Source organism: Streptomyces boncukensis, assembly GCF_011045075.1.
GTDB classification, from domain to species: domain Bacteria; phylum Actinomycetota; class Actinomycetes; order Streptomycetales; family Streptomycetaceae; genus Streptomyces; species Streptomyces boncukensis.
The window spans coordinates 1-12419 of sequence record NZ_JAAKZZ010000029.1 but is presented as its reverse complement, the minus strand read 5'-3'; the positions used below and the strand labels follow the sequence as shown (position 1 = coordinate 12419).

The 12419-nt window shown below is 76.7% G+C and carries 9 protein-coding genes; 7 read left to right on the top strand and 2 right to left on the bottom strand.

Going from position 1 to position 12419, the window contains the following annotated elements:
- The first annotated feature begins 2 nt into the window (after nt 1–2).
- The 6 genes from G5C65_RS04990 to G5C65_RS04965 are packed head-to-tail and all read left to right on the top strand — an operon-like array spanning nt 3 to nt 9489.
- Nucleotides 3–4721, top strand: a complete 4719-nt coding sequence (locus tag G5C65_RS04990; protein ID WP_165297389.1) for a type I polyketide synthase — start codon at nt 3–5, stop codon at nt 4719–4721.
- Nucleotides 4718–5068, top strand: a complete 351-nt coding sequence (locus G5C65_RS04985; protein WP_165297378.1) for a phosphopantetheine-binding protein — start codon at nt 4718–4720, stop codon at nt 5066–5068. Before G5C65_RS04990 ends, G5C65_RS04985 begins: the two co-directional genes overlap by 4 nt.
- A 3-nt stretch (nt 5069–5071) precedes the next feature.
- The gene (locus G5C65_RS04980) at nt 5072–5947 is read left to right on the top strand and encodes an alpha/beta fold hydrolase (RefSeq protein WP_165297377.1); all 876 of its coding nucleotides are present in this window, start codon (nt 5072–5074) and stop codon (nt 5945–5947) included.
- Nucleotides 5944–7158 (top strand): glycosyltransferase, encoded by a 1215-nt coding sequence (locus G5C65_RS04975; protein ID WP_165297376.1) that lies wholly within the window; start codon nt 5944–5946, stop codon nt 7156–7158. The genes G5C65_RS04980 and G5C65_RS04975 overlap by 4 nt, the downstream gene beginning before the upstream one ends.
- Nucleotides 7131–8201 carry a class I SAM-dependent methyltransferase gene (locus G5C65_RS04970; protein ID WP_165297375.1) on the top strand — a complete coding sequence of 357 codons (1071 nt, stop codon included), beginning with the start codon at nt 7131–7133 and terminating at the stop codon, nt 8199–8201. The genes G5C65_RS04975 and G5C65_RS04970 overlap by 28 nt, the downstream gene beginning before the upstream one ends.
- Before the next feature lie 37 nt (nt 8202–8238).
- Nucleotides 8239–9489, top strand: coding sequence for a lipase family protein (locus tag G5C65_RS04965; protein WP_165297374.1), 1251 nt, complete (start codon nt 8239–8241; stop codon nt 9487–9489).
- A 214-nt stretch (nt 9490–9703) separates the two neighbouring features.
- On the opposite strand, the gene G5C65_RS04960 is transcribed toward G5C65_RS04965, so the two are convergent.
- On the bottom strand, nt 9704–10603 hold the full coding sequence (locus tag G5C65_RS04960) for a dihydrodipicolinate synthase family protein (protein WP_165297373.1): 900 nt from the start codon (nt 10601–10603) through the stop codon (nt 9704–9706).
- 72 nt (nt 10604–10675) lie between these two features.
- On the opposite strand from G5C65_RS04960, the gene G5C65_RS04955 reads away from it, so the two are divergent.
- Nucleotides 10676–11557: a LysR family transcriptional regulator gene (locus G5C65_RS04955; RefSeq protein WP_165297372.1), complete on the top strand. Its 882-nt coding sequence runs from the start codon at nt 10676–10678 to the stop codon at nt 11555–11557.
- A 100-nt stretch (nt 11558–11657) separates the two neighbouring features.
- Here G5C65_RS04955 and G5C65_RS04950 read toward each other — a convergent pair whose 3' ends face one another.
- A complete protein-coding gene (locus tag G5C65_RS04950) occupies nt 11658–12149 on the bottom strand; it encodes an ATP-binding protein (protein ID WP_241265554.1) in 492 nt (163 codons plus the stop codon).
- Nucleotides 12150–12419 lie beyond the last annotated feature (270 nt).

Sequence of the window (12419 nt, the reverse complement as noted above, 5' to 3'; positions counted from 1 at the left end):
GGATGCCGGGGCGAGCGGGCAACAGGCGAACGGGCCGGCGGGCGGCCGGAGCCGCGCGGGCCGTGCCGGTCGCGCTGACCGGGATGGCGGTGCTGCTGCCCAAGGCGGCAGGGCTGGAAGCGTACTGGTCGAATCTGACCGCGCCGGTGGACGCGATCACCGAGGTGCCGCCCGGCCGCTGGGACCCCGGCTACTACCCGGACCCGGTCTACTGCCGGCGCGGCGGCTTCGTCGACGAGCCGGCCCGGGTCGACCTGACCGGCCTCGGCGTGATGCCGGACGCGGTGCCGGGCACCGACCCCGACCAGCTGATCGCCCTCTCGGTGGCGGCCCGCGCGCTGGAGGACGCGGGTGGTGCCGGGCGGCTCCCGGACCGGGACCGGGTGGGGGTGGTGCTGGGGCGCGGCGGCTATCTCACCCCCGCGCAGGTACGCCACGACCAGCGCACCCGTACCGCGTACCAGCTCACCCGCACCCTCGGGGAGCTGCTGCCGGAGCTGCGGCCCGGGGAGCTGACGCGGGTGCGCCGGGCCTTCGAGGAGCAGCTCGGCCCAGGGCGCCCGGAGTCCGCGATCGGACTGGTGCCCAATCTGGCCGCCTCGCGCGTCGCCAACCGGCTCGACCTGCGCGGCCCGGCGTACACGGTGGACGCCGCCTGCGCCTCGTCGCTGGTCGCGGTGGACCAGGCGATCGGCGAACTGGGCTCAGGGCGCTGCGACGTGATGCTGGCAGGCGGGGTGCACCACTGCCACGACATCACCCTGTGGAGCGTCTTCGCGCAGCTGGGCGCGCTCTCCCGGAGCGGGCGGGCCCGGCCGTTCGACCAGGAGGCGGACGGCATCCTGATCGGCGAGGGCACGGGGGTGGTGGTCCTCAAGCGGCTGGCCGACGCGCGGCGGGACGGGGACCGGATCTACGCCGTCGTACGCGGTACCGGGGTGGCCGCCGACGGACGCGCCGCCAGCCTGTTCAGCCCCGACGCCGAGGGGCAGGCCCGCGCGGTGCGGCTGGCCTGGCGGCGGGCCGGGCTCGACCCCCGCGCACCCGGGTCGCTCGGCCTGCTGGAGGCGCACGGCACCGGCACCCCGGCTGGCGACGCCGCCGAACTCGCCATGCTGGCCGAGGTCTTCGGCTCCGGCCCCACCGGCCCCGCGATCGGCTCGGTGAAGTCGATGATCGGTCACACCATGCCGGCGGCGGGCGTCGCCGGGCTGGTCAAGGCCGCGCTCGCCGTCTACCACGGCGTACTGCCGCCCACCCTGCACTGCGACCGTCCGCACCCCGCGCTGGAGCGGACCCGCTTCCGCCCCCTGCGCGCCGCCGAGCCCTGGCCGGGGCCGGTGCGCAGGGCGGCCGTCAACGCCTTCGGGTTCGGCGGCATCAACGCGCACGCGGTCCTCGAACAGGCCCCGGACGCCCGCCCCGCGGCGTCGGTGCGGGAGCCGGTGCGGGTGCTGCGGCTGGCCGCCGACGGCGTCGAGGACCTGGCCAGGGCCCTGGAGGCGGACGACGCCGCGCTCACCGCCCGTGCCGTGGCCCCCGGCGCCCACAGCACCGTGCCGGACAGCACCGTGCTGTCCGACACCGCCCGGACGGGAGGCGCGGGCCGGTGCGGGCCCCGGCTCGGCGTCGTCGAACCGGACGCCCGGCGGCTGGCGCTGGCGCGCCGCGCGGTGGCCTCCGGGCGCCCCTGGCGGGGCCGGGGCGAGGTGTGGTTCAGCCCGGCCCCGCTGCTGGCCCCGCACCGTGCCGGGAGCGCGGGGGCCGGCCGGCTGGCCTTCCTCTTCCCGGGCCTGGAGGCGGAGTTCGCACCCCGCGTCGCGGAGGTGGCCGCGCACTTCGGACTGCCGCTCCCGCCCGGCGGCGACGCCGCTGCCGAGGTCACCGACGTGGCGCGGCACGGGGTGGGCGTGCTGGCCGTGGGCCGGGTGCTGGACGGCGCGCTGCGCCGCTGCGGCATCGTGCCGGACGCGGTGGCCGGGCACAGCATCGGCGAGTGGTCCGCGATGCTCTCCGGCGGTCTCTACGACGACGCCACAGCCGACGCCCTGCTCGACGGCTTCGACCCGGACCGCTTCCAGGTGCCGGGCGTCGTCTTCGCCACGCTCGGCGCCCCCGCCGAGCGGGTCGAGGCGGCGCTGGCCGGACGCGCGGACATCGTGCTCTCGCACGACAACGCCCCCGGGCAGTGCGTGGTCTGCGGGCCCGCCGCCGCGGTGGCGGAGCTGGCAGCGGAGTTCCGCGCGCGGGGGGTCATCACCCGGACGCTGCCGTTCCGCTCCGGCTTCCACACTCCGATGCTCGCCCCCTATCTGGAGCCGCTGACGGCGGGAGTGCGCCGGGCCCCGGTGCGGGTGCCGCCGCTCGTACCGGTGTGGTCCGGCACCACGGCGGCGCCGTTCCCCGACTCGGCCGAGGGGGTGCGCGAGCTGTTCGTCCGGCATCTGCTGGAGCCGGTGCGCTTCCGCGCCCTGGCGGAGTCGCTGTACGCCGCCGGGTTCCGCGCCTTCGTCCAGGTGGGCGCCGGGGCGCTGGCGTCCCTGGTCGGGGACACCCTGCACGGCCGGGAGCACCTGGCCGTGTCCGCCCACTCCCCGCGGCGCGGGGGCATCGCCCAGCTGTACGGGGTGGCCATCGCGCTGTGGGCGGAGGGCTCGGAGGCGCCCGACTGGCGCGCGCTGGCCACCGGTTCGGCCAGGCCCCGGGAGACCGCGGCGGCGCCGGTACGGCTGGACCTCGGCAGCGGCCTCGTCTCGCTGCCGCCGTCCGCGCGGGACGAGCTGGCCGGCACGCTGCGGGCGGCGCTCGGCGCCGCGCCCTGCTCCGGTTCCGGCTCCGGTTCCGGCTCCCGGGAGCTGGCGGCCCTGGCGGCGCGGCATCCGGCCGCCGCGGAGCTGGACGCCGTGCTGGCAGAGACCGCGGAGGCGGCCGCCGCGCTGTTCCGCGCCCGGGAGGGGGCCGAACCGGAGGGTGCCCCTGCCCGCGCGTCGCGGTCCGCGGGTGATCGCGGGCTGAGCGCGCAGTTCCCCGCGCCCCTGACGGGGCGCGTCCCGGAGCGGCCTCAAGATGGCACCCCGAAGGGGCGCGGGGAACTGCGCGACCAGCCACGAACTCACCCGCGGACCGCGACGGACCACGAGGGGCAGCCCCTCCCCGGCCCCCCGAACCGGACCACGCTGCGGGTCGGCGTCGAGGAGATGCCGTATCTGCTCGACCACTGCTTCGTGCCGCAGCGCCCCGGCTGGCCCGAACTCGCCGACCGGCGCCCTGTCGTACCCGCGACCACCCTGCTGGACCACATGGTGCGCGCAGCGGAGCGGGCCGCGCCCGGCCGCCGCGCGGTCGCCGTGCACGAGCTGCGCCTGGAGCAGTGGCTCACCGCGCTGCCGCCGGCCGAGGTGCCGGTCGCCGCCGACCGGGACGGCCCGGACCGGCTGGCCGTCTCCTGCGGGCCCTACGCGCGCGCCACGGTCGAGCTGTCCGCCGCGTACGGCAGGCCGCCGGTCGTCACCGGGGCGGAGCCCGTCGAGGATCCGTGCGAGCTAACGGCCGCGCAGCTCTACTCCGACCGCTGGATGTTCCACGGCCCCGCCTTCCAGGGCGTCGGCGAACTGCTCGGCATCGGCCCCCGCCAGGTGCGCGGGCTGCTGGTCGCGCCCGCGGCGCCGGGCGCCCTGCTGGACAGCGCGGGCCAGTTGCTGGGCTACTGGATCCTGGCCCGGCGCTCCGAGCGGAACGTCATGTTCCCGGTGCGGATCCGCGGCATCCGCTTCTTCGGGCCGCATCCGGCGCCCGGCACCCGGCTGGAGTGCCGGGTGCGGATCACCTCCGTCACCGGCACCACGGTGACCGCCGACATGAGCCTCACCACCGGTGACGGACGGGTGTGGGCCGAGGTCTCCGGCTGGCAGGACCGCCGGTTCGCCGTGCCCAGCGCCCGCTGCTCCAGCGGCTACCCGGAGTACCGCGGGCTGTCCGAGGAGCGGCCCGGCGGCTGGTGTCTGCTGCGGGACGACTGGCCGGACCTGGCATCCCGCGACCTGGTGATGCACACCCATCTCAACGGCCCCGAGCGGGCGGAGTACGCGGCCCACCCGCCCCGGGGCAGACGCCAGTGGCTGCTGGGCCGGATCGCCGCCAAGGACGCCGTCCGGCAGCGGCTGTGGGCGCGGGGCGCCGGCCCGGTCTTCCCCGCGGAGATCGGCATCCGCTCGGACGGCGCCGGGCGCCCGTACGCGGTCGGGCTGCACGGGCGGGAACTTCCGGAGTACGACCTGTCGCTGGCGCACCGCGCCGAGGCCGCGGTGGCGCTGGCCCGGCCGCGCAGCGCCCGGGTTCACCCGGACACCGGGGTGGGCATCGACATCGAGCAGGTCGCCGAACGCGGCGACGCCACCCACGCGGTCGCGCTCGGCGCGGGCGAACGGGCGTTGCTGGCCGAGCTGTCCGCCGCCGTCGGGGACGGCCCGGCGTGGTGGTTCACCCGCTTCTGGGCCGCCAAGGAGGCGGCGGCCAAGGCGGAGGGCAGCGGGCTGCGCGGCAGGCCGCGCGACTTCCGGGTGCTGGAGGCCGCGCCGGACGGGCTGACCGTCGGCACCCCGCACCACACCCACCGGGTGCGCTGCGCCGCCGTGGCCACCAGCGCCCCGCGGGCCCCCAGCAGGAACTACGTCGTGGCGTGGACCGCGGCGCCGGACCCCACCGAGGAGAGCGAAGCGTGAACACCAGTCAGGGAACCGCCGGCGGCGCCCCGGCGCCGCCCGACGAGCGGACCGTACTGGGCGAAGTGGCCCAGATGATCGCCGGCGTGCTGGACGACGACACCGGCACCGACACCGACGCCAGTGCCGATATCGGTGCCGACATCGGCATGGACACCACCCTCGGCGACGACCTGGAGATGGAGAGCATCGACCTGGTGGCCCTGTCCGCCCGGCTGGAGGAGTGGTACGGGCCCCGCGTCAACCTCGCCGAGTACCTGGCCGGGCTGGAGCTCGACGAGATCATCGAGCTGACCGTGGGCCGGATCGTCGCCCATGTCCGCAGCGCTCTCGCCGAGGGGAGCTGACGGATGGCCCGGGTCATGGCCAACGGAGTGGACCACCATGTGCAGCGGCTGCCCGCCGCCGGGGCCGGGCCCCACGGCGCGGACCCGCCCGCCGTGGTCCTCGTCCACGGCGCCTTCATCGACAGCCTGGCCAGCTACTACTTCACCCTCGGACCCGAGTTCGCCGCCGCCGGCTGCGACGCCGTGATGTACGACCTGCGCGGCCACGGCCGCAGCGCGCGTCCCGAGCGCGGCTACACCGTCGCCGACTTCACCGCCGACCTGGCGGCGCTGCTGGACGCCCTCCGGCTGCCGGGCCCCGTGCACCTGGTGGGCAACTCCTTCGGCGGCACCGTCGCGCTCGACTTCGCCGTGCACCATCCCGAGCGGGTGGCCGGGCTGACGGTGGTGGAGTCCGGCCCCGCCACCCGGGAGTGGGCCGCGACCATGGCGGCGGCGCTGCGCACGGCGACCGAGACGCTGCCCGAGGAGGAGGCGCTGAACTGGTTCGTCGAGCAGTACGGCACCGTCTCCTCCACCCGGCGGGGCGACCCCCGGCACGACGCACACGTCCGGCGCCTGGGCAGGGCCGCGGCGCGCCTGATCCGCACCACCGGCATCGCCCGGGAGATCCACACCGGCCGTGCGCTGACGGACGCCCAACTGGCGGCCCTGCGCTGCCCGGTGCTGCTGATCAACGGCCAGGACGGGCTGGTCGGCGCGGAGAGCGACCGGCTGTCCGCGCTGCTCCCCGACTGCCGGGTGGCGGTGGTGCCGGGCCACAAGCACTCGGTGCTGGTCGAAGCGGCAGACCAGGTCTCGGAGCTGGCCCTGCACTTCATCGCCGCGGCACCCCGTGGCACCCCCTCCCCGGATTCAGCCGAAGGGGATCCGAAATGAGCCGGTTCCTCTTCGTCGTACCGCCCCTCACCGGGCATGTGCACCCCGCGTCCGCCGTGGCCGCCGAACTGGCGGCCCGCGGACACCGGGTGGCCTGGGCCGGCCAGCCGGACGCGCTGGCCCGGCTGCTCGGCCCCGGCGCGGAGGTCCACCCGTGCGCCGGGCCGCCGGACATCGCGGACCGCCCGCGGGACCTGCGGGGCGCCGCCGCGCTCAGATACCTGTGGCAGGACTTCCTCGCCCCGCTGGCCCGCGCGATGGCCCCCGGAGTGACCGCCGCCGTGCGGGAGTTCGGCCCCGACCTGATCTTCGCCGACCAGCAGACTGTGGCCGGTGCGCTGGTCGCCGAGCGGCTGGCGGTGCCGTTCGTCACGTCCTGCACCACCTCGGCCGAGCTGTCCGGCAGCCTGTCCGGGCTGCCGAGGGTCGCGGAGTGGATCAGCAGCCTGCTGGCCGGGCTGCGCGCGGAGCTGGGCGCCCCCGGCGCGCGGCACGACCCGCGCTACTCGCCGCTGCAGACCCTGGTGTTCTCCACCGAGGAGCTGGTCGGCCCGGGGCCGCGGGACGCCGGTCCGCTCCACTTCGTCGGCCCGGCGCTCGGACGCCGCCCGGCCCTGCCCGCGTTCGACTGGGACTGGGTGGGCCGCTCCGGGGAGCGGCGGCTGGTGCTGGTCACGCTGGGCACCGCCAACACCGGGCTGGGCGGCCGGTTCCTGGCCGCGTGCGTCAGCGCGGTACGGGACCGGTCCGACCGGATGCGGGCCGTGGTGGCGGACCCGGCGGGCGCCCTCCCCGCGGCGTCCCGGCACCGCGACGGGGACGTCCTGGTCCGCACGGCGGTGCCGCAGCCCGACCTGCTGGCCATGGCCGACGCCGTGGTCTGCCACGCCGGGCACAACACCGTCACCGAGGCGCTCTGGCACGGCGTACCGCTGGTCGTCGCGCCCATCCGGGACGACCAGCCGGCCATCGCCGCGCAGGTCACCGGGGCCGGTGCCGGGGTCCGGATCCGCTTCGCCCGCGCCGACGCCGCATGTGTCGGCGCCGCGCTGGACCGGGTGCTCGACGACGGTTCGCACGCCGCCGCCGCGCGCCGCGTCCGCGCGTCCTTCCGGGCCGCGGGCGGCGCACCCGCCGCCGCGGCCCGGCTGCAGGAACTCGCCCATGACGAGGAGGAACAGCCATGCCAGCAGCATCCCGAGGTGCCCTGATAGCCGCGCTGCGGCCCGACTACCAGGCGGAACTCGCCGGCGGCACCGACCGCTTCTTCCTGCCCCGCGCCGCCGGCTGCCCGTGGTGCCGCTCGGACCGGCGGCCCCGGCAGCGGCTGCGCACCCGGGACTGGGTGCAGGGCAAGCCCGGCGCCTTCGTCCTGGACCAGTGCCGGGACTGCGGGCACACTTTCCAGAACCCGCGGCTCAGCGAGGAGGGCCTGGACTTCTACTACCGGGACTTCTACGACGGCCTCGGCGCGGAGTCCACCGCCAAGATGTTCGAGGCCGGGGGCAGCCAGAAGCGCTTCCGGCGCAGCGCCCGCGCGCTGCGGGAGCACGCCGCGCCCGGCCGCTGGCTGGACGTCGGCACCGCACACGCCCACTTCTGCGCGGCGGCCCGCCGGTTGCTGCCGGACACCGAGTTCCACGGCCTGGACCAGGGCGAGAGCGTCGAACACGCCGTCAAGGAGGGCCGGATCACCCGCGCCTACCGGGGCCGGCTCACCGAGCTGGCGGACGAGCTGGCGGACCGCTACGACGTGCTGAGCATGTTCCACTACCTGGAGCACACCCCGGATCCCGGCGCGGAGCTCGCGGCGGCCCACACCGCGCTGCGGCCCGGCGGCCACCTGCTGATCGAGGTGCCCAACCCCGAGTCGCCCTTCTCCCGGCTGCTGGGGCGGCGCTGGATGCCGTGGTTCCAGCCGCAGCATCTGCACTTCGTGCCGCTGGGCAATCTGCGGGTGGAGCTGGAGCGGCTCGGCTTCACCGTGGTCGCCGCCTCGGTCCGCGGCGACCAGCACATCCCCGTGGACCTGGTGTGCGCCACGTGGTTCTGGCTGAACCCGCTGCTGCCCGCCGAGGACCAGCCCTGGCTGCCCCGGCCGCCGGGCCGTGCGGCCCGGGTGGCGCGGGGCGCCCTGGCGCTGGCCGCGCTGCCGCTGATCCTGCTCGCCTACGGGCTCGACCTGCTGCTGGCCCCGCTCGTGCGGCGCACCCGGTTCTCCAACGCCTACCGGGTGATCGCCCGACGCGGCTGACCCGCCCGCACGCCCCACCACCACGAAGGAGACGATCATGCAGGCCCTGTTCACCCGGCCGACCGTGCGGGGCGCGCTCGCGCTGCTGCTGGCGGCCGCGGTCTGGGCGACCACCGCGGGGGCCGCGGCCCCCGCCCCGCCCGGGTCCGCCGCGCTGCCGCCGGACGACTTCTACGAGCCGCCGGACCCGCTGCCCGCCGGGAAGCCGGGCGATGTCATCCGGGCCCGGAAGATCGAGCCGGCGCAGCCCACGCCGCGGCGGCTGGCGGACACCTGGCAGGTGATGTTCCGCTCCACCGACGCGCTCGGCGAACCGTCCGCCGTCACCGGCACGGTGCTGGTGCCCCGGGGCACCGACCCGGCCGCGGCGCCCGTGGTCGGCTGGGGTCCGGGCACCCAGGGCCCGGCGTTCCGCTGTACCCCCTCGCGCATGATCGCCAAGGGCGCCCTGTACGAGCAGTGGGTGCTCAACGGCATGCTCCGCGCGGGCTACGCCATCGCCGTCACCGACTACGAGGGCTACCGGCCGCGGCCGGACACCAGCTACGTGGTCGGCAAGGCCATGGGCCCCGCGCTGATCGACACCGTACGCGCCGCCCAGCGGCTGCCCGAGGCGGGCCTCTCCGCCGAGGCCCCGGTCGCCTTCCGCGGCTACTCGCAGGGCGGCGGCGCGGCGCTGTGGGCCGGGGAGTTCCAGCCGGAGTACGCCCCCGAGCTGAAGCTGACCGGCATCGTCGCGGGCGGGGTGCCCGCGGACCTGGTCGGTGTGGCCCTGGCGCTGAACGGGCAGCCCGGCTCCGGCTTCCTCCTCAACGCGCTGCTCGGACTGGACAACGCCTATCCCGAACTGGACCTGGACGCCTCCCTGAACGACGCGGGGCGCGCCGCCTTCGCCGCGCTGGAGGAGGACGCCTGCGCCCTGGAACTGATCAACGACTACGGCGGCAAGCGGCTGGCCGACTACACCACCCGCAGCCCGCTGGCCGACCCCGCGTGGGTCGCCCGCTACACCGAGAACACGCTCGGCCCCGGCACCGCGCTCGACGTACCCGTGCTGCAGTACCACGCCACCCAGGACGGCCTGGTCGCCTACGGGCAGGCCGAGCGGCTCCACGAGCAGTACTGCGCCCAGGGCGTACGGCTGACCTGGAAGACCTACGACACCGGCGGCCGCGCCCCGGTCGAGGACCACCTGTGGCCGATCCAGGCCGCCGACCGGGAGTCCCTGGACTATCTGGCCGACCGCTTCGCGGGCCGGGAACCGGAGGCGGCCTGCACCGCCCCATGAGGGGCGCGGGGAACTGCGCGCGCGACCACGGCGACCGCGCCCTGCGACGCGACAGCAAGGGGCAGTCCGGGCCCGGCAGGAGGCCCCCGGGGGCTCAGCGCGGCAGCCGGGCCGGCCCCGACTGGAGTCGCCGGGCGCGTCGCCGCCGCCACCCAGCGGCGTACGCCCCGCCCGGCCCTCCTCCCCGGGCGTGACGCCGTGCGGTACGGCCCGCTCAGGCCGCGGCCTCGTACGCCTCCAGCGCCGCCCGGACCGCCGCGTCGCCCGCCGGGAGGAGGGGCAGCCGGACGGCGGGGCTGGGCAGGCGCCCCTGGGCGTGCAGCACCGCCTTGGTCACGGCCGGGTTGGGCTCGGCGAACAGCGCGCGGGCCAGCCGGACCAGGGGCCCGGTCAGCGCGCGGGCGCGGTCCGCTTCCCCGGCCCGCCACGCCGCCGCCAGCTCGGCCCAGCGCGCCGTCCGCAGATGGGCCGCGGCGAGGATGCCGCCCGGGGCGCCCAGCGCGAGCAGCGGCGAGACGAACAGGTCGTCGCCGCCCAGCACCGCGAACCCGGCCGGAGGATCGGCCAGCAGGTCCACGGCGGTCCCGTCCACGCCGCCCAGCGCGAGCTTCGTCCCGGCCACGCCCGGCACCCCGGCCAGCCGCCGCAGCGCTGCGGCGGACAGCGCGCACCCGGTGCGGTACGGGATGTGGTACACGAGCACCGGCACCGGGCTGTGCCCGGCGACGTGCGCGAAGTGCGCCACCACGCCGTCCTCGGCGGGCCGGGTGTAGGGCGGTACGGGCACGAGCGCGTACGACGCGTCCGGCGCGTCCCGCTCCAGCGCGCGGAGCGCCTCGGCGGTGGCGCGGGTGTCGCTGGAGCCGGTGCCGACGGTCAGCGGCGCACCCCGCTCCCGGCAGACCGCGCCGCACACGTCCAGCACCGTGCGCCGCTCGGCCGCGTCCAGCGCGGCGGCCTCGCCCGTGGTTCCCAGCGCGACGATGCCGGCGGCGCCCGCGTCCAGCGCGGAGTGCGCCAGCCCGGCGAGCGCGTCGGCGGCCACCGTGCCGTCGGCGGTGAACGGGGTGACCAGGGGGACATGGATGCCGGTGAGGTCCGATGCGGTCGTCATGACCGTGAGCCTGCCGGGCGCGTGCTGTTCGGGTCCAGTTCACGTTTCCACGCCAGAGCGTAAGCTGAGCTGATGCTCGATGTGAGACGGCTGCGGCTGCTGCGGGAGCTGGCGCTGCGCGGCACCATCGCCGCCGTCGCCGAAGCCCTCGCCTTCTCGCCCTCTGCCGTGTCCCAGCAGCTCTCGGCGCTGGAGCGGGAGGCGGGGGTGCCGCTGCTGGAGCGCACCGGGCGGCGCGTCGTACTGACCCCCGCGGGGCAGCGGCTCGCCGCGCACGCGGAGGCGGTACTGGAGCGGCTGGAGCGGGCGGGCGCGGAGCTGGCCGCGACGCGGGGCGGGCCGACGGGGCCGCTGCGCATCGGGGCCTTCCCGACGGCGGCCCGCGCGCTGCTGCCGCCCGCGCTGGCCGCGCTGGCCGTGGCGCATCCGCGGCTGGAGCCGGCGGTGGAGGAGGTGGACGCGGTCGACGTGCCGGACGCGCTGCGCGCGCGGGAGCTGGATGTGGTGCTGGTGCACGAGTACGACCTGCTCCCCGCCGAGCCGGAGGACGGGGTGGAGACGGAGCCGGTGTGCGAGGAGCCGGTCTTTCTGGCCGAGCCGGACACCGGCGGCGCCTCGCGCGGGGGCTCCCTGGTCATCCGGCGGGACGAGCCCTGGATCGTGGGGCGGCGGGGGACGCTGTGCCACACGATGGCGCTGCGCGCCTGCGAGGCGGCGGGGTTCCGGCCCCGGATCCGGCATCTGGTGGACGAGTACCCGACGGTGCTGGCGCTGGTCGCCGCGCGGCAGGGCGTGGCCCTGGTGCCCCGGCTGGGCGCCGTGGACCCGCCGGAGGGCGTGCGGTTGACGCCGGTGGCGATGCGGAGGCGGATCGGTGTGGCCTACCGCGCGGGGAGCGCCCTCCACCCTTCGGTGGCCGCGCTCACCCACGCGTTGCGGCGGCAAGCGAGGTGAAGCGGGCAGCGTGCTGGGGCGGACCTGCCCCGCGCTGTTTCGTCGCAGACTGCGGGTGATCTGTGGCCGGCCGCGCAGTTCCCCGCGCCCCTGCGGGGCGCTAGCGGTCGGCGACCCGCATCTCGAACCAGGTTGTCTTGCCGCGCGGGAGCAGGTCGACGCCCCAGCGGTCGGAGAGCGTGTCCACCAGGAAGAGCCCGCGCCCGCTCGTGTCGAGGTCGTGCACCGGCAGCAGGCAGGGCAGCCCCCGCGAGGGGTCCCGCACCTCGATCCGCACCCATCCGCTGCGCTGCATCATGCGCAGTCCGAAGCAGTGTGCGCCGGTGTGCCGTACGGCGTTTCCGACGAGCTCGGACACGAGCAGCACCGCGTTCTCGGCGAGGGTGCAGGGGAGGGCCCAGCGCACGGTGAGGACGGCGTGCGCGAGCTGGCGCGCGAGCCGGGCGGATTCGGGGCGGTTGGGGAGCGAGACCTGCTCCGCGGTCGGATCCCCGACGGCCCCGAGGACCTGGCGCGCGGCCTCTTCCTCCGCCTCACCTGGGAACTCCGGCACCCGATCGGTCACGCCAGCCACATCTCCCTGTCCCGCCATGGGCACCATCATGGCGTCCCGGGGGCGGCCCCGGGGACGGTTCCAGTTATCGGAGAGTGATCGAAGCGCTGCCGTGCGCCAGCGGTACGCCGGGCCCGGACCGTGTCCGTGTGTCGTACGCGCATCTGACCTGGTACGACATAGCGTGCACAACTGATCACAACTGGCCACGAACGAGTGGAATTCCAGGGACACTTCACCAGAAGCGAAGTCCCCCACACGGTGGGGCGCGAGGGCGGCGCGCCGTGCGCCACCCCCCGCTGTCTCTTA

Coding starts and splice junctions, on each gene's coding strand:
- G5C65_RS04960 (WP_165297373.1), bottom strand. CDS start 10,603: ATGACGACCGCATCGGACCTCACCGGCATCCATGTCCCCCTGGTCACC.
- G5C65_RS04975 (WP_165297376.1), top strand. CDS start 5,944: ATGAGCCGGTTCCTCTTCGTCGTACCGCCCCTCACCGGGCATGTGCAC.
- G5C65_RS04965 (WP_165297374.1), top strand. CDS start 8,239: ATGCAGGCCCTGTTCACCCGGCCGACCGTGCGGGGCGCGCTCGCGCTG.
- G5C65_RS04990 (WP_165297389.1), top strand. CDS start 3: ATGCCGGGGCGAGCGGGCAACAGGCGAACGGGCCGGCGGGCGGCCGGA.
- G5C65_RS04970 (WP_165297375.1), top strand. CDS start 7,131: ATGCCAGCAGCATCCCGAGGTGCCCTGATAGCCGCGCTGCGGCCCGAC.
- G5C65_RS04980 (WP_165297377.1), top strand. CDS start 5,072: ATGGCCCGGGTCATGGCCAACGGAGTGGACCACCATGTGCAGCGGCTG.
- G5C65_RS04950 (WP_241265554.1), bottom strand. CDS start 12,149: ATGGCGGGACAGGGAGATGTGGCTGGCGTGACCGATCGGGTGCCGGAG.
- G5C65_RS04955 (WP_165297372.1), top strand. CDS start 10,676: ATGCTCGATGTGAGACGGCTGCGGCTGCTGCGGGAGCTGGCGCTGCGC.